The organism is Pseudomonas sp. AC016 (assembly GCF_979253365.1).
The window spans coordinates 2,169,962-2,195,402 of sequence record NZ_CEEDCC010000001.1 but is presented as its reverse complement, the minus strand read 5'-3'; the positions used below and the strand labels follow the sequence as shown (position 1 = coordinate 2,195,402).

Below are 25,441 nucleotides of genomic sequence, written 5' to 3'. Positions count from 1 at the left end.
CCTGTCTTAAAGCGGCCAGCCGAACAGGTCATGCGCGTTGCGCGTACTGGCCTGTGCCAACTGCTCCGGGCTGACGTTCATCAACGCCGCCAGCGCGTTGCAGATGTCGGGCAAGTGCTCGGGACTGTTGCGCTGGTTGGGGTACATGGCAGGCGCCATGTCCGGTGAGTCTGTTTCCAGCACCACGCTGTCCAGCGGCAGTTCGCCTATGACGCGGTGCATGCGCAATGCCTGAGGCCAGGTTGCTGCGCCACCGAGACCCAGCTTGAACCCCAGTTTGATGTATTCCCGCGCTTCTTCCCGGCTGCCCGCGAAGGCATGGATGACGCCGCTTCGTTTGAGCTTGTGGCGTTTGAGTGTGGCGATCACGTCGGCGTGGCTGCGCCTCACATGCAGCAACGCAGGTAGATCGAATTCCGCTGCGAGCTCCAACTGCGCATCGAAGACCTGCTGCTGGCGCGCCTTGTCCAGACCCTCGACGTAGTAGTCCAGGCCGATCTCGCCTACTGCACAGAGTTGCGGATGGCCTTTGAGGCGCGTCAGCCAGTCACTCAATTCCGTCAGATGCTCGGGCACGTGCTCATCGATGTAGACCGGGTGCAGCCCGAACGCTGCGTGCACCGCAGGATTTTCCAGGGTCAGGTCCCACAGTCGCTGCCAGTTGCGTTGATAGACGCCGAGCACCACCATGCGCTGAACGCCCAGCGACCGACACCTGTCCAGAACCTGCGCGCGATCTGCATCGAAGTCCGGGAAGTCCAGGTGGGTGTGGGTGTCGATCAGCGCCATGCTCATTCCTTGTGAATGCGTTGCTTGAAGGTGCGCACGATGGCATGCACGCCGGGCTGATATTCGTTTTTCTGGATGGCTGCGAGCGCCAACTGCAGAGCGGTCTCGGCAATTTTCTGATGCTGCTGGGCCATGGCATTGACCGGCAGCGGCAGGAAGTCCAGCAATTGCGTGTCACCGAAAGTCCCCAGATGCAGCGAAGTCGAATTCAGCGTCTGGCTTTGCAGAACGTCGAAAACACCCTGCAGCAATACATACGAAGTGGTGATGAGCGCGTCGGGGAAATGTCCGAGACGCTGCAGCAGCTCAGTCATCAGACGTTGGCCGCACTGTCTGCTGAAGGCTTCGCCATGCTCCACGATAGTGGTTCCGGCGAAACCATTGAGGGCATGTTCGAAACCTGCCGCACGGGCGCGACTGATGCTCAGTTCCGGACGGGCACCGAGCAGGGCAATGTGGCGCGGGTTGGTTTCCAGCAGACTATGGGTCAGTTGCAGGCTGGCGTCGTGGTCGTCGCTGACCACCGAGCAGAAAAACTCCGGGTTCATTTCCCGGTCGATGGCGATGATCGGCAGGCCTTTGAGCTGCAGCTCGCGGTAGCTGTCATCACTGGGCGGCAGGCAACTGGCGACCAGCAACGCATCGCAGCGGCGTGCGCGAAACACCTGCAACAGTTGCAACTCGCTGACGGGATCATCATCGGAACTGGCGATCAGCAACTGATAGCCCAACGCCCGGGCGCCTTGCTCCAGCAACTTGGCAATGCGTGCATAACTGGGGTTTTCCAGGTCCGGCAGGATAAAACCCAGCGTCTTGCTGTGCCGACTGCGCAAGCCTGCTGCCTGTGGGTTGGGCCGGAAGTCATGCTCTTCCACCACGGCCCGCACTCGCTCGACCGTGGCGGGGCTGATGCGCTGTTGTTCAGCCTTGCCGTTGATCACGTAACTGGCCGTGGTGACGGAAACACCTGCCAGACGCGCAATATCGCTCAGTTTCACCGCAAATTTCCTTTTGTTATTGGCGTGGCTTACGACAGTCGAAAACTTTTTGTATGACGGTCATCTTTACACGAGACCGTGGCACAACCCCAACTACTGCAAGTATTTTGGGACTTCTCCTACAGGATCAGACCGACTGGGCTTCAATGAATCCACAGAATCGAGTAACGTGCCGGGCAATTGTAGATTAAACGTTTCAGCAGTCGCATTGTCTGCTGCAATCGAGATGAAAGCGATGTCCGATGGATAGCACTTCATCCCCCCAAGCTGTCGATCCCGTAGATCGTCATTAAAACAAGAATCAGGTGGCGCCTTGGCGCTGCACAGGAGTCAAGGCAATGCTCGAACTCACTCTGGAGCAAATATCCATGGCCCAGTCGGCTGTGGATAAAAATGCCGCACTTGAATTGATTGCCGACCACCTGGTCGCTGATGGTCTGGTTGCAGAAGGCTATCTCACTGGGTTGATGAACCGCGAACAACAGGGTTCCACGTTTCTCGGTCAGGGCATCGCCATCCCTCACGGCACCCCTGAAACCCGCGACCTTGTCTCCACCACCGGCGTGCGCCTTATGCAGTTCCCCGAAGGGGTGGACTGGGGCGACGGCCAGATGGTGTATCTGGCCATCGGCATCGCGGCGAAGTCCGACGAGCACTTGCGCCTGCTGCAACTGCTGACCCGCGCATTGGGCGAGGAAGACCTCGGCCAGGCCCTGCGTGAGGCCAAAACGCCCGAAGACCTGCTCAAACTGCTGCAAGGCGCACCTCAGGAGCTGGCGCTCGACGCACAAATGATCAGCCTGGGCGTCTCGGCTGACGATTTCGAAGAACTGGTCTGGCGCGGTGCCCGCCTGCTGCGCAAGGCCGATTGTGTGAGTAACGGTTTTGCCGCCGTGCTGCAGCAGGTCGAAGCCCTGTCGCTGGGCGATGGCCTGTGGTGGCTGCACAGCGAGCAGACCGTCAAGCGTCCTGGTCTTGCATTCGTTACCCCCGACAAACCGATTCGCTATTTGGGACAGCCGCTGACCGGCCTGTTCTGTCTGGCGAGTCTCGGTGAGGCCCATCAGGCCTTGCTTGAGCGCTTGTGCCTTTTGTTGATCGAAGGTCGCGGCCACGAATTGGGCCATGCCACCAACAGTCGTGTGGTGTTGCAAGCCCTGGGCGGCGAATTGCCTGCCGAGTGGCCAACCGAACAGATCAAGCTGGCCAACGCCCATGGTTTGCATGCGCGTCCGGCGAAGATCCTCGCGCAACTGGCCAAGGAGTTCGACGGCGAGATTCGTGTGCGCATCGTGGAAACCGGCGACACCGCCGTGTCGGCCAAGAGCTTGAGCAAGTTGCTCAGCCTGGGCGCACGCCGTGGTCAGACGCTGGAATTCATCGCTGAGCCGACCATCGCTTCCGATGCGCTGCCTGCGCTGCTCGCAGCCGTGGAACAGGGCCTGGGAGAAGAGGTCGAGCCGCTTCCGGTCGTGTCCGAAACCCAGGCGGCGCCCGTAGCCGCCGCCGTTGCCAAGCCCGTCAATGCACCGACCGCAGGCAGCGTGCTGCAGGCTGTTCCTGCCTCGCCCGGCATCGCAATGGGTCCGGCGCACGTTCAAGTGTTGCAGGCTTTCGAATACCCACAGCAAGGCGAGTCAGTAGCCGCTGAGCGCGAGCGCCTGCATAAGGCGCTGGCCGAAGTACGCCGTGACATCGAAAACCTGATCCAGCGCAGCAAGTCCAAGGCCATCCGCGAAATCTTCATCACCCACCAGGAGATGCTTGATGACCCGGAGCTAACCAGCGAAGTGGAGCTGCGCCTGAACAAGGACGAAAGCGCTGCCGCTGCCTGGGCGAGCGTGATCGAAGCGGCTGCCGTTCAGCAGGAACAACTACAGGATGCGTTGCTGGCCGAACGTGCGGCGGACCTGCGCGATGTCGGTCGTCGTGTGCTGGCACAGATCTGCGGCGTCGAAACCATTGCCGCGCCGGACGAACCTTACATTCTAGTGATGGACGAAGTCGGCCCGTCTGACGTGGCGCGTCTGGACCCGGCGCAAGTCGCGGGCATTCTGACCGCACGCGGCGGCGCGACTGCGCACAGCGCCATCGTTGCCCGTGCGCTGGGTATTCCCGCGCTGGTCGGTGCCGGTGAAGAGGTGCTGCTGCTCAAGCCGGGTACGGTGTTGCTGCTGGACAGCCAGCGTGGCCGTCTGACGGTTGCGCCGGATGAAGCCACCTTGCAGCGTGCGATTCAGGACCGTGATGCCCGCGAGCAGCGCCTCAAGGAAGCCGCTGCGCTGCGCATGGAGCCTGCGGTGACTCGCGACGGTCACGCGGTTGAGGTGTTTGCCAACATCGGCGACAGCACCGGCACACCGGCTGCGGTGGAGCAGGGTGCGGAAGGCGTCGGCCTGCTGCGCACCGAATTGCTGTTCATGGCCCACTCGCAGGCACCGGACGAAGCCACACAGGAAGCCGAATACCGCCGCGTGCTCGAAGACCTGGGCGGACGTCCGCTGGTGGTGCGCACGCTGGATGTCGGCGGTGACAAGCCGTTGCCGTACTGGCCCATCGACAAGGAAGAGAACCCGTTCCTCGGCGTGCGAGGCATCCGTCTGACCCTGCAGCGTCCGGACGTCATGGAAAGCCAGCTTCGTGCCTTGCTGCGAGCTGCCAACAGTGGGCCGCTACGCATCATGTTCCCGATGGTCGGCACTGTTGAAGAATGGCGTCAGGCGCGGGACATGACCCAGCGTCTGCGCGAAGAAATTCCGGTCAGCGACCTGCAACTGGGGATCATGATCGAAGTGCCGTCCGCCGCGCTGATCGCGCCGGTACTGGCCAGAGAAGTCGATTTCTTCAGCATCGGCACCAATGACCTGACTCAATACACCATGGCCATCGACCGCGGTCACCCGACCCTGTCGGCCCAGGCCGATGGTTTGCACCCCTCGGTGCTGCAACTGATCGACATGACCGTGCGCGCCGCGCATGCCAATGGCAAGTGGGTGGGCGTTTGCGGTGAACTGGCGGCAGATCCGCTGGCGGTGCCGGTACTGGTCGGCCTTGGCGTTGACGAGTTGAGCGTTTCAGCGCGCAGTATTGGTGAGGTCAAAGCCTGTGTTCGTGAACTGACGCTGAGCAGCGCTCGGCAATTGGCGCAAAATGCGCTCACAGTGGGCAGCGCCGCTGAAGTCCGTGCGCTCGTGGAGGCCTTGTAATGGCGAAGATTCTTACCCTGACCATGAACCCGGCGCTCGACCTGACGGTGCAGTTGGGCCAGATCGAGCTCGGCCAGGTCAATCGCAGCAATGCGATGCTGACCCACGCCGCAGGCAAGGGCCTGAACGTGGCGCAGGTATTGGCGGACCTCGGGCATGAGCTGACCGTCGCCGGTTTTCTGGGCGTCGATAACCAGCAGGCGTTCGAAGCGCTATTCGAGCGTCGTGGCTTCGTCGACGAGTTCGTGCGCGTGCCCGGCGAAACCCGCAGCAATATCAAGCTGGCCGAAGGCAGCGGTCGTATCACCGACCTGAACGGTCCCGGCCCGCAGGTCAGCGAAGAGGCGCAGCAGGCACTGTTCGCCCGCGTGCAGCAGATTGCCTCGGACTTTGATGTGGTGGTCGTTGCAGGCAGTCTGCCGCGTGGTGTGACGCCTGAATGGCTGCAAAAACTCTTGGTGATGCTCAAGGACCTGGGCCTTAAAGTCGCGCTGGACAGCAGCGGTCTTGCTCTGCGCGCAGGTCTGGCGGCAGGCCCTTGGCTGATCAAACCCAACACGGAAGAACTGGCCGACGCGCTGGACGCGCCGATCATCTCCATCGCCGCTCAGGCCGAAGTGGCGGCGCGTCTGCACACTCAAGGCATCGAGCACGTGGTGATTTCCCAGGGCTCGGAAGGTGTGCACTGGTTCAGCCCGAATCTGGCGCTGCACTCGCTGCCGCCCAAGGTCACTGTCGCCAGTACCGTCGGTGCCGGCGACTCACTGCTGGCGGGCATGGTTCATGGCCTGATCAGTGGCGATGGGCCTCACACGACACTGCGCACCGCCACGGCGATCGCTGCCATGGCCGTTACCCAGATCGGTTTCGGCATCACCGACACCGCACAACTCAAGCGGCTCGAAGGCGGCGTCTCCGTGCGCAACCTGACAGAACAATAAGAGAGGATCGTCATGAAGTTAGCCATAGTAACGGCCTGCCCGAATGGCAAGGTCAGCAGCGTACTCAGTGCACGATTGCTCGAAGCGGCGGCGATGCGTCAGGGCTGGGAAACCAGCGTCGAGATCATCGACCCCAACAAGCCGGATCGCCAACTGTCGGCGCAGGACATCGAGGCCGCCGATCTGGTGCTGGTCGTCAACACCGGACCTGTGGACCTGGGCCGCTTCGTCGGCAAGCGTCTGTTTCAGGATTCTCCGTCTCACGCCCTGCAGGACGTCGATGGCTTCCTGCAGCGCGCCAACAAGGACGCGCAGGTCCATGTTGCACAAGAAGCTGCCGCCCCTGAAGCAGCTGGCAGCGCGGGTGGTCAGCCGCGTATCGTCGCGATCACCGCGTGCCCGACTGGGGTTGCGCATACTTTCATGGCTGCCGAAGCCATCCAGCAGGCCGCCAAGCGTCTGAACTATGACCTGCAGGTCGAGACGCAGGGTTCGGTTGGCGCACGCAATCCATTGAGCCCGCAGGCCATCGCCGACGCCGATGTGGTGTTGCTGGCAGCGGATATCGAGGTCAACACCGATCGTTTTGTCGGCAAGAAAATCTATCGTTGCGGCACGGGCATTGCCCTCAAACAGTCCGACGCCACGCTGAAGAAAGCGCTGGCAGAAGGTCAGGTCGAATCCGATGCAACGGCGGCCAAGTCGCCTGCCAGGCAAGAGAAGACCGGCGTTTACAAGCACCTGTTGACTGGTGTGTCGTTCATGCTGCCGATGGTCGTGGCCGGTGGTCTGCTGATTGCGCTGTCGTTCGTGTTCGGCATCACCGCGTTCAAGGAGCAGGGCACGCTGGCGGCTGCGTTGATGCAGATCGGTGGTGAGGCAGCATTCAAACTGATGGTGCCGCTGCTGGCCGGTTACATCGCGTACTCCATCGCTGACCGTCCGGGCCTTGCGCCGGGCATGATCGGTGGCTTGCTGGCGAGCACACTGGGTGCCGGTTTCATTGGCGGCATCGTGGCAGGCTTTCTGGCCGGTTACAGCGCCGCAGCGATCAATCGTTACGCACGCCTGCCAGCGAGTGTCGAAGCGCTCAAGCCGATCCTGATCATCCCGTTGCTGTCGAGCCTGTTCACCGGTCTGGTGATGATCTACGTGGTCGGCAAGCCGGTTGCAGGCATGCTCGAAGCCCTGACCCAGTTCCTCGACAGCATGGGCACCACCAACGCCATCCTGTTGGGTGTGGTGCTGGGCGCGATGATGTGTGTCGACCTGGGTGGACCGATCAACAAGGCGTCTTACGCGTTCTCGGTCGGCCTGCTGGCTTCGCAGAGCTATGCGCCGATGGCCACCGCGATGGCGGCGGGTATGGTGCCGCCGATCGGTATGGGCATTGCCACGCTTCTGGCGCGTCGCAAGTTCGCCCAGAGCGAGCGCGAGGCAGGCAAGGCGGCTTTCGTACTGGGGCTGTGCTTCATCTCCGAGGGGGCGATTCCGTTCGCGGCCAAGGACCCGTTGCGCGTGATCCCGGCGAGTGTCGTTGGCGGAGCGCTGACCGGTGCGCTGTCGATGTACTTCGGCTGCAAGTTGATGGCTCCGCACGGCGGCCTGTTCGTCATGCTCATCCCCAACGCCATCAACCATGCGCTGCTTTATCTGTTGGCCATCGCGGTAGGCAGCGTGGTGACGGGCGTGGTGTATGCGGTGCTGAAGCGGCCAGAAGTGGCCGAACTGGACGTCGCCCCGGCCAGCGCCTGAAACCCGCCCAGGAAGCTCTGCGTAGGCTGTTGATGTGACGTAGAGCGTCATGGGCTGTATGCCCACGCGGAGTACTCATCGTTATACACACGTCGGCCTCGACACTGATCGTGCCCATCGCTCCGCGTGGGCATGCCTCCCGTGACGCTCCGCGTCACAAATGGCACAGATTGCGGATTCAGTGAGCCGAGCGCATGACGTGGATAACGCTGGAGCTTGGGCACACATCTGCGCCACATTCGAGAGCGGACGCGGAGCGTCCTGAGCGGCATTCCCACGCGGAGCGTAGGAACGATCAGCGTGATCTCAAGCACGCCGATCATGCCCACGCCTGTGCTCAGCGTTATACCCGAGTCTTGCTGCGACCACGGGGTATGCATTCAGTCAGTCACTTTCGTTTTGCCCCCCGTTTTGCGCGTCTTGCGGACTTGTGTATAACGCTGAGCGCGGAGCATGGGCACGATCGGTGCCGAGTGATGCATCACTGTCACACTCCCCCAACATTCCCCTGCTAGGTTGCTCTTTTGCCTGTCTGCGAGGGGATAACCGTGAGCCAGTTCGATCTCAAGCGTCGCCGTGTCATTCAGGCCGTCGGGGCCGGGTTGTTGTTGCCGGGGCTTGCGCCGGCGGTCATTGCGTCGGTGCAGGACCGGCCCAAGATGACCGACGGCGTGCAGTCGGGCGACGTGTTGGGCGACCGGGCAATGGTCTGGAGTCGCAGCGACCGTCCTTCGCGCATGATCGTCGAGTGGGACACGCGCAGCATGTTCACGCAGCCTCGGCGTGTGGTGTCGGCGCTGGCCGATCAGCGTACCGACTTCACCGCGCGCGTCGAGCTGACCGGTTTGCCGGTCGATCAAACGATTTTCTATCGCGTGTCGTTCGAAGATGCGCAATGCGGCGTTGCCAGCGAGCCGTGGTTCGGCCATCTGCGCAGCATGCCGCAACAGCGACGCAATATCCGCTTTGTATGGAGCGGCGACACAGTCGGGCAGGGCTTCGGCATCAACCCTGACGTAGGCGGCATGCGCATCTACGAAGCCATGCGCCTGCGCCTGCCGGACTTTTTTATCCACAGCGGTGACACTATTTACGCTGACGGCCCGGTCCCGGCGCAGATTACGGTCGAAGATGGACGCATCTGGCGCAACCTCATCACCGAAGCGAAAAGCAAAGTCGCCGAAACGCTGGACGAATACCGCGGCAACTACCGCTACAACCTGATGGATGAGAACCTGCGCCGGTTCAACGCCGAGGTGCCGCAGATCTGGCAATGGGACGACCACGAGGTGACCAACAACTGGTCGCCAAACAAACAGCTGGATGACCGTTACAAGGTCAAGGACATTCAGTTGCTGTCCTCCCGCGCACGTCAGGCCTATCTGGAATACGCACCGCTGCGCCTGCAGGAAGCCGACAACGGCGGGCGCATCTACCGCAAGATTCCCTACGGTCCGATGCTGGATGTGTTCGTCCTGGACATGCGCAGTTATCGGGATGGCAACGATGCCAATCTGGCCGACAAGCCGGGCCCGACCACCGCCTTCCTCGGGCGCGAACAACTGGACTGGCTCAAACGCGAACTCAAGGGCTCAAGAGCGCAATGGAAAATCATTGCCGCTGACATGCCGGTCGGTCTCGGTGTGCCGGACGGCGAAGTGAGCCCCGGCGTTGCACGCTGGGAAGCAATTGCCAACGGCAATGACGGCCCTGCGCTGGGACGTGAGCTGGAGGTTGCCGAACTGCTGGCGTATCTGCGCGCGCAGAAGATTCGTGACTGCGTGTGGCTGACGGCCGATGTGCATTACTGCGCCGCGCATCACTATCAGCCGGATCGGGCGGTTTTTCAGGATTTCGACCCGTTCTGGGAGTTTGTCGCAGGCCCCCTGAACGCAGGCAGCTTCGGGCCAAACACGCTGGACAAGACCTTCGGTCCCGAACTGGTGTTCCAGAAGGCCCCGCCCGCGCAGAACACCTCACCGTTCGCCGGTTTCCAGTTTTTCGGCGAAGTGAATATCGATGGCCAGAGTGGCGAAATGACTGTGACCCTGCGCGATCTGGATGGCATGTCGGTGTTCGAGCGTAAATTGCAGCCGGTAGTGGAGGCCAGTCGCATCGTCTGACGCCTCGCGTGGGCGGTTTTCCGAAAATCCTTGCAACACACCCGGCATGGGTGGCTTATCATTAGCTACCTATCGACGGGACCGGGTGCGTTGCATGCTGGCTATCTTTCTTGAAACACTGAACATCACCGCACCGGTGTTCGCCATGCTGTTTCTTGGCGTGTTCCTCAAGCGAATCCGCGCAATAAATGATGCGTTCATCGTTGCCGCGTCGGGGCTGGTGTTCAACGTCACCATGCCTGCGCTGTTGTTTCTGGGCATCATCCATGCCGATCTGCGCGCAGCGCTGCAACCCAAACTGCTTATCTTCTTTGGCGTCGCCACGCTCCTGAGTTTCGCGGCCACCTGGGGCTGGGCGATCTGGCGTTGCCCGCATGAAGATCGCGGGGTCTATGTCCAGGGTGCATTCCGTGGCAACAACGGGGTGATTGGCCTGGCACTGGCCGCCAGCATGTATGGCTCCTACGGCATTTCCCTGGGCGCGATTCTCGCGGCATTGGTCATCGTGTTCTACAACACGCTTTCAACCGTGGTGCTTGCGGTCTACAGCCCGGTGATCAAATCCGACCCGTGGAGTGTGTTCAAAAGCGTGCTGGCCAACCCGCTGATCATCAGCGTGCTCGTCGCCTCGCCGTTCGCCTATTTCAGCATCGGTCTGCCCAAATGGCTGGAGACGTCCGGTGGTCTTCTGGCGCAGATGACATTGCCGCTGGCGCTGATCTGCATTGGAGGCACGCTGTCGCTGGCCTCGTTGCGCAAGAGCGGAAAACTGGCGGTCAGTGCCAGTCTGGTGAAGATGGTCTGGCTGCCGGTGCTGTGCACCTTCGCGGCCTGGCTGGTAGGTTTTCGCGGTGCGGAGCTGGGGATTCTGTTTCTGTACTTCGGCAGCCCGACGGCCGCCGCCAGCTACATCATGGCGCGCACAGCCAATGGCAATTATGAGCTGGCCGCAGCGATCATTGTGCTGACGACGCTGGCCGCTGCGGTGACGACCAATATCGGGATATTTGTTCTGCAGTGGGGCGGCTGGATTTGAGAAAGCAGGCATCTGCGTAGTCAGACACCCGTTTTAGTTTGCAGGTGGCGTCGGTGCTTTCGAGAACTTGTAAAACAGATTCGGCTCGCTGACCACGTACAAGTTGCCGTCCTGATCCATCGTCAGCCCTTCGGGTTGAGGCGCGCTGTTTCGAAGATCGGAAAATGCACTCGTGAGTGAGCGTATGCTGACGAACCGGCCATTGCCGTCCAGCTCGGTAATCGAGCGTGACTGGTCACTGAGCAGCAGCAAGTGTCCGGTGCGCTGATCGTAGTGACCATCCGAAAGGTCGCGTGTCGCAACACTCTCTTTAATCCAGTCCAGCCGATCCACGACCTTGATCTGCAAACGATGTTGATCAATGGACCGCAAGACGCCTGAAACCTCGAACAGTTGGCGTGGATCGCGCTCCTTGATCGCGAATAAACGGTCGTTGGCCGGGTCGTAAGTCACCCCCTCGAAGCCCTTGTTATGAAGGCTCGGATTGATCACCAACGCAATATATTCGGCCTCTTCGACCTGAATCGGACGCGCTTGCCCGGGCACCTTGATGATATCCAATTGTTGAAGCTGTTCGTCGCAAAGCGCCACACGTCCATTACCCAGGTAGGCCACCCCTTCAGTGTCCTCAAAGCCGATCAACGGATAGCGTTCGAGTATGTCTCCGTTCATGTCCAGCGCCAGCAGCTGCATCGGGCCTTTGTTGGTCACCGCCAACAGGCGATGGTTGTCGTAGTCGTAAGTGATTCCCGAGATATTGGCCACCTCCGGATCGATGGGCTTTGCGTCGACGACCACCTTAAAGGCCGGCAACCAGATGTTTTTTTCGGGAGCCTCATTGCCTTTCAGCCAGGTCAGGCCGTAATAGTAGAGCTGTTGATGAATCTGAAAGTGGGCCGATACAGCGTACGCCAGCAGCAACAGCGCGAATGCAGCTGCAAAGAACAGCATCTGCAGGAACGATACTCGTCGTCGAGGGAGACCCGACCAGCCCGCCTGTTTTGTTTCAATTTTTTCCAGAAGCATGGCTTCAGGCGCTCCCTGCTGTTGCGGCGAGTGGGGCTTGCGGTCATTGAGCATTTTGTTTCCAGGCGAATCGATACACTTCCGGAGCGCGTTCAGGTCGGCACACGCCGTTGTCGGCCTGGGCATCGACTACGAACCAGTCAGCTCTGGAAGTCTTGCCCAGCGGGTGGGCTTTTTCTGGAAGGAAGCAGTTGGCCAATAGTTCGCCTGGCACCAGCGCGAAGGTGCCAGGGTGCTCTCTAAGCCAACTGGCCGCCTGCTCGTTCGCCAGCGCGTGGGCAAAGCCGAAATGCACAATGGGCTGGCGCGCATAGAGCCAGTGTCCTTCACGCCAATTGACCAGTACCAGGTCGGCCCCGTGGGTGACTTCAGCTGCCTGCTCCATGAGTTCCTTGTGCGGGTTTTCGCCTTCAACGACAGGCTCGATAAAGCCTCTGGCGAACCACAGAGCGAGCCAGACAACGACGACCGTGGGGACGATTCGCCGGGCCCACACGCGTTCCCGAAACCAGCGGCGCAGGAGCCAGGGCACCAGCGGTGCAGCGACCAGGACCAGGCCAGGGAGCGCCGGAAAGATGTAGAGCTTGCGTTTGCCACTGGAAAGACTGAAGAACAGCAGTACCAGCAAGACCCAGCCCAGCAGCACCAGTACGCGACCATCCTGCTTGCTCAATTGCCTGCGCCAGGCCGGGATGAGCCAAGGCAGTGCGAACACCAGTGGCAGCCAGTACTGAGGGATGACGTTGACAAGGAAATACCAGAAGGGCTCGCGGTGGTCCCATGCGCTGGCGTAGCGGTTGGCCGTCTGGTGCAAGAGTATTTCATGAAGGTACGCAAAGCCTTCGGGCGAACCGTCACGGACGACCGAGATCACCATAGGCACCAGCCAGAGGCAGCATGCAAGCAGTGTAACCAGCAGGCCGAGCGCCCAACGTGCGGCCTGCCCAGGCATTCGCACCACACCGTGCCAGTTTTTACGCACGGCGTAGGCATACGGAATCAGCATGAGGGCCGGTACGAAACCTACGCCTTTGCTGATGATGCCCAGGCCCATCGCTGCGCAACTGAAGTAAAACCAGCCCCAGGCAGGTCCGAGCAACAGATGGCGAACCAATCCGTAGAAGCCCAGCGCGACCCATAGGCAGAGGAAACTGTCGATTTGTCCTGTTCGCAGGATGCTGTAGGTTTGATACGTGGCCAGGAACAGCAAGGCGGCGTATCGACCGATGCGTCGTTCCCAAAGCCGATTCCCCAGGTCATAGAGGACAGCGGTGATCGTGCCTGCGGAAAGGAGACCGGGCAGATAAAGTGCGATGTTCGGGCTACCGGTCAGCCAGATGAAGAAGGCGACCGTCCACATGAACAGCGGTGGCTTATCGGCATAGATCTCGGCCGCCCGGTGCGGAACGAACCACGAACCGTTTTGCAGCATTTCCAGAGCAACACCCAGAAAGCGCTCTTCGTCAACATTCTGCGGCTGGCGCATACCCAGACCTGCGCCGATCAGCAGGACGGCCAACGCGACCAGCAACCATCCTTCGAGGCGTGGCGAAAAGGGAGTTCGCAACATCACTGCTCCTTGGGCGTGCTGGCCTGGCGGCTGATCAATTGAAGATTTCGCAAGTACACGAGCAGACCGAAGGACTGACCTGCGATGAATACCGGGTCCTGTCGATAGATGGCGTAGACCAACAGGATGGAGCTGCCCAGCATACTGAGGTACCAGAACCCTACTGGAATGACGCTGCGTTTCTTGAATTCGCTGTACAGCCATTGCAGAACAAAACGGCCGGTGAAGACCGCCTGCCCTACAAAGCCCACGATCAGCCAGAGCGTTTCGCTGTCCGGTTTCATGGGCGATGCTCCTGTGCCGGAACATTCAGACGTGTTCGGCGGATCAGCCACCAGACGCCGAACAGATCAAGAATGCCGACCAGTGCGCGGTCCAGATTGCCGTATTTGGAGACTCCGGCCTGGCGATGGCGGTGATTGACCGGGTGGACGATCATCCGGCCGTTATGCCGCTGAATGAGCGCAGGGATGAATCGATGCATGTGGTCGAAATAGGGCAGGCGCAAGAACGCGGCTCGCTCGATCAGCTTCAAGCCACAGCCGGTGTCCGGCGTTGCGTCCTTGAGAAGGCGACGACGCAAGCCATTGGCGAATCGAGAAGCCCAGCGTTTGCTGGCCGTATCGCGGCGATTGACCCGGTGCCCCGCGACCAGTTGGATGGAGTCCGAACGCTCCTGGCGGGCTCGTACCAGCGACAGCATTCCCGGAATATCGGCAGGGTCGTTTTGGCCGTCACCGTCCAGCGTCGCCAGCCAGTTACCCTCGGCTGCCAATGCGGCGTGATAGATCGAGGTGCTCTGACCGAGTGATTGCTCATGGCGCAGGATACGCAACTCCTTAAGGCCGCTTTCCTTGAGCGTTGTCAGCACGTGCAGGGTTTCATCCGCGCTGCCGTCGTCAACCACCAATATCTCGTAATGCTCTTCAGTGAGCGCTGTACAGATTTCCCTTATCAGGACGGGCAGGTTCTGCGCTTCGTTCTTGGCTGGAATCACGACAGAAAGAAAAATGGGCGTGGTCATGGAGGTCCTTATTGGAGAGATAGCGGAGACGGCCCGGATTGATAATGTTCTCGGTACCACTCAACGAACGCGCTCACGCCGCTGTCGACCGAGACGTGCGGCTGGAAATCGATCCATCGGGTCAAGGCGGTAACGTCAGCCCAGGTCTGCAGTACATCGCCTGCCTGCAGAGGGAGATAGCGACGCTGGGCCTTGAGGCCCAGCGCCTTTTCCAGGCAATCGACGAACTCCAGCAGCTTGACGGGCTGGCCGCGTCCTATGTTGAAGAGCTGATGTGCAGGCTCGCCGTTCGTTGGCTCAGGCGGGCGCAAACGCAGGCGTAAGATGCTTTCCACGATGTCGTCGATGTAGGTGAAATCCCGCGCCATCTCACCATGGTTGTAGATGTCCACAGGCTCGTCGCGGAGCATGGCCTGGGTGAACTTGAACAGCGCCATGTCCGGTCGACCCCAGGGGCCGTAAACCGTGAAAAAGCGCAGCCCGGTAGCTCGCAAGCCGTACAGGTGGCAGTAGCTGTAAGCCGCCAGCTCATTGGCGCGCTTTGTGGCCGCATACAGGGAGAGCGGCCTGTCGACGGCATCCTCCACCCGAAACGGCAGGCGCGTATTGGCCCCGTAGACCGAACTGCTGGAGGCATAAATCAGGTGCGAGGGGCGGTGCTGGCGGCAGGCCTCGAGCACGTTGCTGAAACCGACCAGATTGGATTGGATGTAGGCGTCGGGTTGTTCCATCGAATAGCGCACACCCGCTTGGGCGGCGAGGTGAATGACCTGTTCGAAGGTATGGTGTTCGAACAGAGTGGACAGACCCGTTGCATCCGTAATGTCCAGCCTTTTGAAGACGAAACCTGGCATGCGCTCAAGGATGGCCAGTCGTGAATGTTTCAGTTCGACGCTGTAGTAATCGTTCAGGTTATCGATGCCGACAACTTCAATACCCTGCTCACACAGATGTTTGGCAACGTGAAAGCCAATGAATCCGGCGGCGCCTGTCACGAGCACCGTCATACGTTGACCCTCTGGCCGCGCCCAATGCCGTGGTACACAAACCCTGCTTCCCGTAGCTGTGCCGGATCGAACAGGTTACGGCCATCGAAGATGACCCGGTCGCGCAGTGTCGTGCCGAGCCGGTCCAGATTCAGAACGCGGTAGTCCTGCCACTCAGTGACCACTACCAGGGCGTCCGCGCCTTCAAGCGCATGTTCCTTGCACTCGACGAGCTTCAAGTCATCCCGTTCGCCATAATGAAGCCGTATGGCTTGCATCGCTTGCGGGTCATGGGCCTGAATCCTGGCGCCAGAGGCCCAGAGCGCTTCCAGCAAAGCGTGGCTGGAGGCTTCGCGGATATCGTCAGTGTTGGGTTTGAAAGCCAGCCCCCAGACGGCAAAGACTTTACCCGCAAGTTCGCCCTGATAATGGGTACGGATCTTCTCGAACAATCGGTGCTTCTGACGGCGGTTGACCTGTTCTACGGCACTGAGCAGCGAAGTCTCGACACCGTGTTCTGCGGCGGTGCCGATCAGCGCCTGAAGGTCCTTGGGAAAGCATGACCCGCCGAAACCGCAGCCAGGGTAGATGAAGTCGTAACCTATGCGCGGATCGGACCCGATGCCCAGACGAACCTGCTCGATATCGGCATCAACCTGTTCGGCCAGATTGGCCATTTCATTGATGAACGATATCTTGGTTGCGAGTAGGCAGTTGGCTGCGTATTTGGTGAGTTCAGCGCTTCGGGCATCCATGACTACAAACTTTTCACGGTTGCGGCTGAAAGGTTGGTACAGCTCACGCAGGAGCTCCAGTGCCGATTGACTGGCACCGCCGACGATAATGCGATCCGGACGCAGGCAATCGCCGACCGCAGAGCCTTCCTTGAAAAATTCCGGGTTGCTGATGACTTCGAAACCATCATCGCATCGCGGGCTGGCTGCGATTTCGGCGAGCAAGCGGTCCACCGTCCCGACGGGTGAGGTGGACTTGTTGACGATGATCCGGGCACCGTCGGCGTGCTGGAGCACGGTGTGCATTACGGCAAGCACCTGGCTCAGATCGGCCCTGCCGTCCGCTTGCGGCGGCGTTCCGACAGCGATGAATATCAACTCGGCAAAGCGGCTGGCATGGGCAGCGTTCGTGGTGAACTGCAACCGTTGGCAAGCCAGACCGCTTTGCAGAAGGTCCGCAAGACCGGGCTCGAATATCGGGCATGCGCCTTCACGCAGTGTTTGGATACGTTTTTCGTCCACATCCACACAGCACACGGTGTGGCCTACTTTCGCCAGACACGCGGCTTGGGTAAGCCCCACGTAGCCGGTTCCAAACACTGTAACTTTCATGCGCTGCTCCCTCTGCTCATGAAGCGATGAGCGTGGTTTGCTTTCAGATGCCAGCACCGGGTGCTGTATACGTAGCGCAAGATGAATGTCATAAATGTGTTAAGAAAAGATGACCGTGTTTGTCATATAAGGGTTGGTGGTGTGAAGTTTGAGCGCGTCGTCTCACACCTCCCGAAATGAGAGGCGCAGATCAGGTCCTGTTTATTGCCCCGCCAATGCGTCCTGTTCGCGGGGGCTTCGACAGCCTGCAAACATGTCCAGAGCGGGGTCGTAAGCCTTGGTATTTACTCGCATTAACCCCAGCATTGAGTGAAACAGGTTGTCCTGGCTCAGTGCCGAGTCGCGCTTCTTTTCCAGACAGTCTGAGTTGATGGCGAACGACTTCTTATAGTTTTCAGAGAACCAGGTGATCATAGGGACATGCTTTTGCTGGATAGGCGCCAGCATGTAGGGAGTGCCATGCAGGAACAGGTTGTATTCCCCCAGTGATTCGCCATGGTCTGAAAGATACAACATGGCCGTATCGACTTTTTCCTGATTGCTGCGCAGGACATTGATCAGGCTGGACAAGACATGATCGGTATAGGTCAACGTATTGTCGTAACTGTTGACGATGCTTTCTCGCGAGCAATTGTTGAGCGCGTTGCTTTCGCAAACAGGTGTGAATTTCTCGAATTTTTTTGGGTAACGTTTGAAGTATTCCGGGCCGTGGCTACCCATTTGATGAAGCACCAGCACGGTGTCCTTTTCGAGGTTATCGATGCGCGCCTGTAGACCCTGCAGCAGAATTTCGTCGCGGCATTCGTTATCAAGGCATAACGCAGGGTCGTCGAGATTGCTTACGTCTTCAAAGGTCACTCGGTCGCAGGTGCCTTTGCAGCCGGACTGGTTGTCCCGCCAAATCACATCCACGCCGGCGCGTTTCAGTACATCCAGCAACCCTTCCTGATTCTTGGCCGTGGCTGGATTGTAGTTTTGCCGACCCATGTTCGAGAACATGCATGGCACCGACACGGCCGTCTCTGTACCGCAGGATTGCACATCGCTGAACGCAATGACTCCCGGCTGGCGGCGCAGTTCGGGGGTGGTATCCCGGTTATAGCCAAGCAGTCCAAAATTGTCGGCCCTCGCACTTTCGCCCACGACAAGAACCGTTAGCGATTTTCGCGAATGTTGCGCCCAGGCGCTGTTCAGCTTTGCGTCTTCGGCAATGGTTGAAAAAGGTTTCTGAGCGGAGACCACCTTCTCACGAAGGTGTAGTGGTCAACTGATCCCGGACACGACGTTAAGTTTTTTCTCGTACTGAGCGGGTGCCAGTCCATTATTGAACTGGTGTGGCCGAAGCCAGTTGTAGCGATGCATCAGATAATGACTGATATCCCGCTGTGCCTCTTGGGCCGTCATGTAGCCCACGGCGGGTATCCACTCGGTTTTCAAGCTGCGGAATACACGCTCCATCGGCGAGTTGTCGTAGCAATTACCTCGGCGACTCATGCTCTGGCGCATGCGGTATCGCCAAAGCCGCTGGCGAAACTGTCGGCTCCCATATTGGGAGCCCTGATCTGAGTGAAACAGCAGGCCCTGAGGCTTGCCGCGTTGTTCATAAGCCATGTCCAGCGCCTTGATGACCAAGTCCGTGTCCGGTTTGTTTGAAAACGCCCAGCCCACCACCCGGCGCGCATAAAGATCCATAACCACCGCCAGGTAATGCCATTTTCCTTGCGCCCAGATGTAGGTGATGTCGCCACACCAAACCTGATTGGGCGCGGGTACATCGAACTCCCGATTCAAAATGTTCGGAATGTCAGGCCTCTCCACTGTTGCTTTTTTATAAGCATGAGAGCCAGGTTGCTTGCTGATTAATCCCAGTTCCCGCATCAGGCCACGTACCTTGAACCGACCAATTTGCTCGCCATCTTCCTGCAATACCGAAACGATACTGCGGCTGCCAGCAGCGCTTCGACTTTGCCCGAACAGCTCATTGACTCGACTGAGTAAACGAACCCGCTCGGTGTCTGGAGCCCGACGCCGCTGGCAATGGTCGTAGTAGCACGAGCGAGGTGTCTCGAACATCTCGCACAGCAATTCGATCGGCTCATGGGCACCTAGCTGATCGATCAGCGCAAGCGCTCGTGTTCTTCCGACATCAAGAGCGCGGTAGCCTTTTTTAAAATGGATTTCTCCCGCTCAAGACGAGCGATGCGCGCTTCCAGCTCCTGAATTTTCTGCTGCTCGGGCGTCAGGGCTTTGCTCTGAGGCGTTACGCCATTGCGCTCCTGCTGGAGCTGGCTAACCCAGCGACGCAGCGCAGACTCGACCACTCCAAGCGAGCGAGAAGCTTCGACATGGCTATAACCTTGATCGAGCACGAGGCCTGCGGCCTCACGTTTGAATTCAGCGGAGAAGGTACGGCGTTGCTTGGTCATCAGACACCTCTATATCTGGCGATATTCTCGCCTAAATGAGTGTCCGGAATCATTAGACCACTACAACCTGATATTTGAAGGGGCTTGCCTTTTTTCGTATATAGATCCATGAGGCGTCTCCTTCTGTCCTTAATTACTCACCGCAGTCGATTTTATATTTTTTAAAGAGTAAACCCCATTTTGAGCCATCCATACCATCTCTAGAAAACTGACAGGCGTCGCATATGAAACTATGCCAGTCAAAGGTTGCAGACTTCAAAACATCTACAACCCAAAAAAGGCGCTAAATTGCTGTCTACTTCATATCAATACTTTTGCTCTCAAGAAAGATTCTATAAGTTCTCTCCACGAAAACGTTCACTGGGCCTTTGCGTGAAGCTTCAAATTCTTCCAGTTGTAAACTAGTGAACAGCTTCAGGAATAGACTTGTATTTTGCTCAAATATTTGAGCAAGAAAGGGATGCCAATTGAATTCGCAAAATGATGTTAGGAATAATTTGGCTAAGCTGTCATCCCAATGTCTGGTGCAGACAGAAATTATTGCTGGATAATAGAATTGGTGCGAGAAAAAGACCGGGAAGTATTCTTCTGCTAACAATAGTGTTGTATTCGACAGATCGTAGTTCAGCATGTAGCTAGCAATACATGCTCTAACACCTTTGTCCCGCACCTTACTGAGGTAGGTGTCAAGGTCTCCTTTATTTAGCCCGTTTAAAACCTTGAGCTTAGCTAGTTTAAACGAGGGGTCAGAATGATCAGTGTTTATAAGAAGAAGTTTATAGGAGTCCTCTTTCGTTAGGCAAACTTCACCGTCATTGCATAGCGATAAGAAATCAAAAATGAGATCATATTTACAGATATTACCGAAGTTATAATTTTCAATTGATAGGCTATCAGGCGATAAGTCTTTTAGATGATCAGTTAGTTTATTCCTCATTAGATCTAGAGCGAATTCCTTGTCCTTGTTGTAGTAATAATTTACATATAGACGAAATATTCCTTCGTGCTGTCCATTTAACGCATTGAAATATTCGTCAATTTGAGTGGTTAGGTCAGCATCAATATCTGCGTCGGTTGCCTTGGAAAGATACCCAATAGCATAATTTATCTCGTCTGGATCTTTTCTAGAATATGCCAGCCTTACTAGTGGGAGAAGACAGCCGGCGCCTCCACTTAGCCCAAGGCTCCATATTAAGCCGTAAAAATACAAGTCTTTTCTAAAGTTCAATCGTTGATAAGTCGAAATAAGCGTTTCAATTTTCTCGCTGTCAAGCTTTGAAGTCTTAATTAGTTCAACTATTTTGAGGATTGTGTGAAATACGCCTTCTTGTATTAAGTGGTCTTCGTCCTCATAACTCAATTCGATTAAGTAATCAAACTCTTGGGTAATGTCGAACTCTATACCTAATGAAGATAGGACCTGTTTGGCCCAGAATGCGGCTACTGAGTTAATATTGCTGATTCTAACAAGTACCTCGTGAGCCAGTGACCGATCTATTTCTAGAAGCGCTCGGGTTGCATCATAGAATTCCCCCATGTAATTAGTTTGCTCTAAAACAGATACCAGTGCTTCGCAGTCCGAGCTATCGCCAAACAATGCCAGTGTTCGTAAGCTTAAGCATAATTCTGTCTTGCCATCGACTTTCCACTCATTTATCCGTCTTCTCGCGATGTTAGTAATTACTGTAGGAGGTGAGAGAAACCACAGGTCATAGCTACCCCCGGAAATTTTAGCCGGAGATTGCGCGCGAGGTTCGTTTTCAACCAAGATATCTATAAGGGTCTCTAAGTCTCCGCCCAGTGCTAAGGCTTTTTGCCTCTGATGAAAATGGTGAAAATCCACTTCTCCAGAACGAGATTTTAATCTTTCATAGCTACTTTTCGTAGCTAATATACCTAGCGCGGAAATCGCAAGACTTCGGGTCAGGACCTTCTCGCTTGATTCAAGTTCGAGTAGTTTCTTCTCAACTTTAGTTAAGTGGCCGCCTTGGAATCGACGAGCAATTTTTGCGGCAAGCAATATATCAAATCCTAACACCGTGTCTATAAAATCGTCCTTTTCATTCTCCAGTATGGAGTTACTGCAATATAGCCAGATATCATAGTGTGAATGATTGAATACGGATGATTGGTGCATGCGCCAATTCTTGGAAAGAGCCTTTGATGCCAAGTAATCAGAAATGATTTGGTGTGGTGTCGAAAAGTGATCGTCTTTACCCTTGTATAAGATTTCGTATCCCGTTATCAGGTTAATAAAATCCTCAAAGCTAAGGATTCTGGCAAGATAAGATTGTGAGCTGATTAGCTCGTCGTAACACTCTATCATTAAATTATTGTAGCTATCTTCCGGTATTGACGACACACCTAGACCAAAGGTTGCTTTGTAGAGCACTGTTGCGAATGCATGAATCACTTGAGCTTCAGGTAATTTATTGGATTTGATATCGCTGCTTACAACTCTAGTCTTGTCTTTTTTTAGCTTGCTGGATATCCAGTCTTCAAGGATGTCTTCCGTGCTGTCGGGGAGTTTTTTATTGTTTTTGTAATACCCGATAGATCGTGATAGAACAAATGGGGATGAGAAGAAGTCAAAGTCAACGGAGCTGAGCCTGCTTCTGTACTGATCATAAAACTCCGCAAGCTCCTCGTTCTTAAATAACGAACTAGCTATGTTGAACGCGCTTCTGTATGAGAGGGGTTGTATGGATAGGCAACAAGCTAATTTATTAGACTGGGTATCTATGCTTAAGCCCTGATCTCTCAATGTGACGATATAGCTATGATCATCGATCGTCCCGGAAAGGTCATCAAAGAAAGCTTGAGTATCACACTGAAGCATCTCATCTAGCCCGTCGAGCAAGAAGAGAAATTTAAATGGTAGGCTCTTCCATGAGCCAAATAATATTCCTAGCTCCTGCTCAATCATATGATTAAGCATATTTCTTGAGTAGCTTCTTAACTTTAGATTCACGGGCAGATAGTGAATATCTGATTCCAATGCAAGTTTTTTTGTGATGATTGATAAGGTACAGGACTTCCCACTCCCGCCGGGCGAGGATATAGCTATATTGTTTCCCGCTTTCAAGATCTCTAGTATGTTGTCAGTAGTGATGATTTGTTGTTTAAGATCTGCTGGCTTATATTCACTATTAAGATTTGGTGGAAATGGAGCGGGAGAGTAAGCTAATGCTGTTAGATTATCCCCGGCCAAAGAAATTCTGTTGAGATAAGCTTTGAGGTTGAAATCTGGTGTGGGGTTATCCTTTAAAATTTTCTCAATCAAGAAGTTTTGTTCTAAAATATCGGATAATTCACTCCATATGGTTATCAGTTCGTTCTGAAAATCGCGACCGGACCAAATCGTGAGGTTTTCCAATGTATCCAAATACTCATTGGCGATTTGGATTGGGTCTACGCCTAGGATCTTTGCTTCTTTAAGCAAAGCTGGCTGAAATTTTCCTTTGTTTATTATTTTTTCACATTCACTCTTTAAGCTCGTGTAATTTGCTTGGCGATATGCTTTGCGCAAGGGGCCATTGACTTCGCCGGAAGTTATTATGTACTGATGTTTTGTGTCTGAATTATTTAGAGCTTTATCTAGGGATACCTTGATTATCTCTTCGGCGACATCACTTATACTTAGTGCGGCGTCGTACCTTTTGCATTGTATGCAAATTAGATGATTTGTTAAGGTCGACTTAGCAGTACAATCATACCCCTGGTCACCCGATGGTTGGGGGCCGCTCGTCATTTGAAAATCTAGTTTCTTTCCTAAAAGTGATAACGCCTGATAAGTAAAGTCCTCAAATGCGTTTGGTGACAGGTCGTGAATTGGAAGTGGAAAGCCTCGATAAAGCGGTGGTTTCGCTGCCTGCGCTTGCATAGTCTCTTCTCAATAGGTGTTTACTTGGACCCGAGCATCCCTGACTTTTGACAGTGAATCAACAGGCTGTAACTCAACTGTACACATCAGAATGTCAATCAGGGCTCAAGTGTGGTGTTTCAGTAGTAGAACGGAAAATTTCTTACCCCAATGCTTTTGCTGCACGAGCAACGAAGCCAAGGATCTCATCCGCTTTTTTGTGCCAGCGAAATGGCTTCGGATTCTGGTTGCAGGTTTCAAGGTAGTACTCGATTGAGGACTCCAGATCCTTCACGCTGACATGCGCCTGGCGCTTGATTCATTTCTCGCTCAGCGCTGAGAAAAAATCGCCCCACAAGATTCGTCCATGACGCAAACGGGGGGCAAATAGATGAGCATAGACCCGATTTTCATTGGTACTTGTGAAACACGACACTAGGGATTGTCTGAAAAGTCGCGTTCGTTAGAATGATGCCCTCTGGTTGCCAGGAGAGCCGTCATGACAGGCCGTTATGAAATTTCATCTGAGCGTTGGGCGATCATTGAAGCCATTGTTTCCCCTCCTCAACACATGGGGCGGCCAAGGCGCGATGATCGTCAGATGCTTGATGGAATCTTCTGGATTTTGTGCTCTGGCGCCAAATGGCGGGATCTTCCAGAACGTTTTGGGCCTTGGAAGACCGTTTACCAGCGCTTCAGGCAATGGCGTGACAACGGCACGTTCAAGCAGGTTCTGCGCCACCTTCATCTTCGTTTGCGAGAAGACGGGTTTATCGATCTGGATACCTGGATGGTCGATTCCACGTCAATCCGGGCCGCCCGGGCTGCCAGCGGTGCTGGAAAAAAAGGGGCCCGCAGGAACCGCAACACCACTGTCTCGGCCGAAGCAGGGGCGGACTGACCACCAAAATACACCTCGCCTGCGACAGTCATGGCTTCCCGCTGGCCATCATGCTGTCGCCCGGCGAGCAGGCTGACTCGCGCCACTTCATGCGTAAGCGTCCGGCAGACACACCTTGACCACACCATTCTCCCCCGTGCTCCTCAAAACCACGCTCATTTGCAAGGCTTTAGTAAGCGCTTGGTTAAGTCACCGTGGTTCGGAATTCGCGCTTAGAAAACTCAATAGATAGTGAAGTGGGACGCCTCAGACCTCGGCAGATGGTGCGGATAAGATAAAGATTCGGTCGTCTTGGATTACCAGACCCATTCTCCGCGCCTTAGCTTCGGTTATCAGCGCCCATTATCAGACTGAGGAGCTTTTTAGCAGGTCAACTCCGAGCGCGAGAACGTTCGTTCAGCTACTGCCCTTATGCTGATGAGGTTGCCAGATTTGCACGGGCCCACTCCTCAGCGGTCGTGACTTGAGTCGACTGCTGCGCGTTGAAAGTGCCTGCTTTAGGCCAGGCCACGCCTCTGCCCTGGGCGAACACAGCGCGGTACTTCTTGATGTGATGCGTTGGGTCTCTCTCCAATTCTTGGAGCAAGTACGGAACAGTCCACACGTTACGTTTGAACGGGCGACCCAGTACACGTTCGAGGAGGCTCGCAACCTCTCCGTACGTCACTGTATCTCCCGAGAGGTACACAATCTGATCGCGGAAGCGAGGTTCGAAGAAAACAATTTCCGCTGTCAACGCACCAATGTCTTCTGGAGTCGTGAGCGTCACGCTGGTCTCAAGACTGCCTAGCGCGTTCACGGTATCGTTTTCGAAGTCAACCACCTCGAATACTGGCTCGAATAGAAAGCTGGTGAACATACCCGTCGAGATGATTACCCATTCAGTTTTATCCTGGGCGCGAAGCAATTCGCGTACATCAAGCTGAGCATCGAACAGATCTTGAGGACTGCCCCGACCGATTACCTCGAAGTCGACACCAAACTGCCAAGGAAAGTAGCGCTTCACACCGGACTTGAGAGCTGCTGTAGCCAGCTTCATCGGGGTTTCCCGGCCTGCAACCATGCCTGCGCAGCCTATTACGGTATCGAACCGTGCGAACACTTCAGCCAACTGATCGATTGAATTATTCACGAGATCTGCGGCCACCATCTGGATGCCAAGATCTCGAAGCTCATCGATTTCGACCTTTTTCTCGGGCACCTGAGTGTTGATGGTCGAATCCCTGAGCAGGACGCTGATTGTGGAGCCGGGCGCGCGCTTTGCTACTCGCGCAAGATTGCGCAGAACCGGCAGCCCAAGCTCACCGGCGCCTAGAACGAGAATGGATTGGGGGGAAAGCTGGGTCACTTCGGTCATGATTTCTCCTGAGACCTGTTGCCTGTAAGATGAACAAATGCTTGCACGATTAGGCAACGTTCGTAAGAAGGCACACCTGTGATACCAGAGAATGA

The 25,441-nt window shown here is 56.2% G+C and carries 16 protein-coding genes and 3 pseudogenes; 6 read left to right on the top strand and 13 right to left on the bottom strand.

The window, feature by feature from the left end; translation table 11 throughout:
* Positions 1–6: 6 nt before the first annotated feature.
* Both AC0IXS_RS09740 and cra read right to left on the bottom strand, forming a co-directional pair.
* A complete protein-coding gene (locus tag AC0IXS_RS09740) occupies positions 7–795 on the bottom strand; it encodes a TatD family hydrolase (protein ID WP_163033575.1) in 789 nt (262 codons plus the stop codon).
* Positions 792–1,787: a catabolite repressor/activator gene (gene cra / locus AC0IXS_RS09735; protein WP_004887498.1), complete on the bottom strand. Its 996-nt coding sequence runs from the start codon at positions 1,785–1,787 to the stop codon at positions 792–794. The genes AC0IXS_RS09740 and cra overlap by 4 nt, the downstream gene beginning before the upstream one ends.
* A gap of 338 nt (positions 1,788–2,125) precedes the next feature.
* Here cra and ptsP point away from each other — a divergent pair, with 338 nt between their 5' ends.
* The 5 genes from ptsP to AC0IXS_RS09710 all read left to right on the top strand — a co-directional run bounded on the left by ptsP (position 2,126) and on the right by AC0IXS_RS09710 (position 10,848).
* Complete coding sequence (ptsP, locus tag AC0IXS_RS09730) at positions 2,126–4,993, top strand: phosphoenolpyruvate--protein phosphotransferase (RefSeq protein WP_122669080.1); 2,868 nt, start codon at positions 2,126–2,128, stop codon at positions 4,991–4,993.
* Complete coding sequence (gene pfkB, locus AC0IXS_RS09725) at positions 4,993–5,934, top strand: 1-phosphofructokinase (RefSeq protein WP_025996022.1); 942 nt, start codon at positions 4,993–4,995, stop codon at positions 5,932–5,934. The genes ptsP and pfkB overlap by 1 nt, the downstream gene beginning before the upstream one ends.
* Before the next feature lie 12 nt (positions 5,935–5,946).
* Positions 5,947–7,689 (top strand): PTS fructose-like transporter subunit IIB, encoded by a 1,743-nt coding sequence (locus tag AC0IXS_RS09720; RefSeq protein ID WP_191954794.1) that lies wholly within the window; start codon positions 5,947–5,949, stop codon positions 7,687–7,689.
* A 548-nt stretch (positions 7,690–8,237) separates the two neighbouring features.
* On the top strand, positions 8,238–9,812 hold the full coding sequence (locus AC0IXS_RS09715; RefSeq protein WP_471824471.1) for an alkaline phosphatase D family protein: 1,575 nt from the start codon (positions 8,238–8,240) through the stop codon (positions 9,810–9,812).
* A gap of 94 nt (positions 9,813–9,906) precedes the next feature.
* Positions 9,907–10,848 carry an AEC family transporter gene (locus AC0IXS_RS09710; protein WP_025995399.1) on the top strand — a complete coding sequence of 314 codons (942 nt, stop codon included), beginning with the start codon at positions 9,907–9,909 and terminating at the stop codon, positions 10,846–10,848.
* Between the two features lie 33 nt (positions 10,849–10,881).
* On the opposite strand, the gene AC0IXS_RS09705 is transcribed toward AC0IXS_RS09710, so the two are convergent.
* The 10 genes and pseudogenes from AC0IXS_RS09705 to AC0IXS_RS09660 form a co-directional block, all read right to left on the bottom strand.
* Positions 10,882–11,874: an SdiA-regulated domain-containing protein gene (locus AC0IXS_RS09705; RefSeq protein WP_471826215.1), complete on the bottom strand. Its 993-nt coding sequence runs from the start codon at positions 11,872–11,874 to the stop codon at positions 10,882–10,884.
* Positions 11,875–11,917: 43 nt separating this feature from the next.
* Positions 11,918–13,444 (bottom strand): ArnT family glycosyltransferase, encoded by a 1,527-nt coding sequence (locus tag AC0IXS_RS09700; RefSeq protein ID WP_414709245.1) that lies wholly within the window; start codon positions 13,442–13,444, stop codon positions 11,918–11,920.
* Entirely contained in the window at positions 13,444–13,728 is a 285-nt protein-coding gene (locus tag AC0IXS_RS09695) for a lipid-A-disaccharide synthase N-terminal domain-containing protein (RefSeq protein WP_025995396.1), read from the bottom strand. Before AC0IXS_RS09695 ends, AC0IXS_RS09700 begins: the two co-directional genes overlap by 1 nt.
* On the bottom strand, positions 13,725–14,468 hold the full coding sequence (locus AC0IXS_RS09690; RefSeq protein ID WP_137202279.1) for a glycosyltransferase family 2 protein: 744 nt from the start codon (positions 14,466–14,468) through the stop codon (positions 13,725–13,727). Before AC0IXS_RS09690 ends, AC0IXS_RS09695 begins: the two co-directional genes overlap by 4 nt.
* A gap of 8 nt (positions 14,469–14,476) precedes the next feature.
* The gene (locus AC0IXS_RS09685) at positions 14,477–15,475 is read right to left on the bottom strand and encodes an SDR family NAD(P)-dependent oxidoreductase (RefSeq protein ID WP_122672437.1); all 999 of its coding nucleotides are present in this window, start codon (positions 15,473–15,475) and stop codon (positions 14,477–14,479) included.
* Complete coding sequence (locus AC0IXS_RS09680; protein ID WP_057410126.1) at positions 15,472–16,800, bottom strand: UDP-glucose dehydrogenase family protein; 1,329 nt, start codon at positions 16,798–16,800, stop codon at positions 15,472–15,474. Before AC0IXS_RS09680 ends, AC0IXS_RS09685 begins: the two co-directional genes overlap by 4 nt.
* A gap of 201 nt (positions 16,801–17,001) precedes the next feature.
* Positions 17,002–18,057: pseudogene (locus AC0IXS_RS09675) on the bottom strand (phosphoethanolamine transferase); the annotation flags it as partial.
* A gap of 6 nt (positions 18,058–18,063) precedes the next feature.
* Positions 18,064–19,226 (bottom strand): IS3 family transposase gene (locus AC0IXS_RS09670; protein ID WP_122690517.1). Its coding sequence is split into 2 segments (ribosomal slippage): positions 18,064–18,971 and positions 18,971–19,226, totalling 1,164 coding nucleotides; the frame shifts between segments, so codons are not numbered across the junction.
* A 295-nt stretch (positions 19,227–19,521) separates the two neighbouring features.
* A complete protein-coding gene (locus AC0IXS_RS09665) occupies positions 19,522–23,109 on the bottom strand; it encodes a restriction endonuclease (RefSeq protein WP_471824468.1) in 3,588 nt (1,195 codons plus the stop codon).
* Positions 23,110–23,251: 142 nt separating this feature from the next.
* A pseudogene (locus AC0IXS_RS09660) lies at positions 23,252–23,471 on the bottom strand (IS630 family transposase); the annotation flags it as partial.
* Positions 23,472–23,587: 116 nt separating this feature from the next.
* Between AC0IXS_RS09660 and AC0IXS_RS09655 the strand changes: the two are divergent.
* A pseudogene (locus tag AC0IXS_RS09655) lies at positions 23,588–24,066 on the top strand (IS5 family transposase); the annotation flags it as partial.
* Between the two features lie 332 nt (positions 24,067–24,398).
* On the opposite strand, the gene AC0IXS_RS09650 reads toward AC0IXS_RS09655, so the two are convergent.
* Positions 24,399–25,346 (bottom strand): aromatic alcohol reductase, encoded by a 948-nt coding sequence (locus AC0IXS_RS09650; RefSeq protein ID WP_003173940.1) that lies wholly within the window; start codon positions 25,344–25,346, stop codon positions 24,399–24,401.
* Positions 25,347–25,441 lie beyond the last annotated feature (95 nt).

Bases quoted from the DNA above. Each gene is read 5' to 3' on its own strand.
- AC0IXS_RS09740 (WP_163033575.1), bottom strand. From the start codon at position 795: ATGAGCATGGCGCTGATCGACACCCACACCCACCTGGACTTCCCGGAC.
- ptsP (WP_122669080.1), top strand. From the start codon at position 2,126: ATGCTCGAACTCACTCTGGAGCAAATATCCATGGCCCAGTCGGCTGTG.
- pfkB (WP_025996022.1), top strand. From the start codon at position 4,993: ATGGCGAAGATTCTTACCCTGACCATGAACCCGGCGCTCGACCTGACG.
- AC0IXS_RS09720 (WP_191954794.1), top strand. From the start codon at position 5,947: ATGAAGTTAGCCATAGTAACGGCCTGCCCGAATGGCAAGGTCAGCAGC.
- AC0IXS_RS09710 (WP_025995399.1), top strand. From the start codon at position 9,907: ATGCTGGCTATCTTTCTTGAAACACTGAACATCACCGCACCGGTGTTC.
- AC0IXS_RS09705 (WP_471826215.1), bottom strand. From the start codon at position 11,874: ATGCTTCTGGAAAAAATTGAAACAAAACAGGCGGGCTGGTCGGGTCTC.
- AC0IXS_RS09700 (WP_414709245.1), bottom strand. From the start codon at position 13,444: ATGTTGCGAACTCCCTTTTCGCCACGCCTCGAAGGATGGTTGCTGGTC.
- AC0IXS_RS09695 (WP_025995396.1), bottom strand. From the start codon at position 13,728: ATGAAACCGGACAGCGAAACGCTCTGGCTGATCGTGGGCTTTGTAGGG.
- AC0IXS_RS09690 (WP_137202279.1), bottom strand. From the start codon at position 14,468: ATGACCACGCCCATTTTTCTTTCTGTCGTGATTCCAGCCAAGAACGAA.
- AC0IXS_RS09685 (WP_122672437.1), bottom strand. From the start codon at position 15,475: ATGACGGTGCTCGTGACAGGCGCCGCCGGATTCATTGGCTTTCACGTT.
- AC0IXS_RS09680 (WP_057410126.1), bottom strand. From the start codon at position 16,800: ATGAAAGTTACAGTGTTTGGAACCGGCTACGTGGGGCTTACCCAAGCC.
- AC0IXS_RS09665 (WP_471824468.1), bottom strand. From the start codon at position 23,109: ATGCAAGCGCAGGCAGCGAAACCACCGCTTTATCGAGGCTTTCCACTT.
- AC0IXS_RS09650 (WP_003173940.1), bottom strand. From the start codon at position 25,346: ATGACCGAAGTGACCCAGCTTTCCCCCCAATCCATTCTCGTTCTAGGC.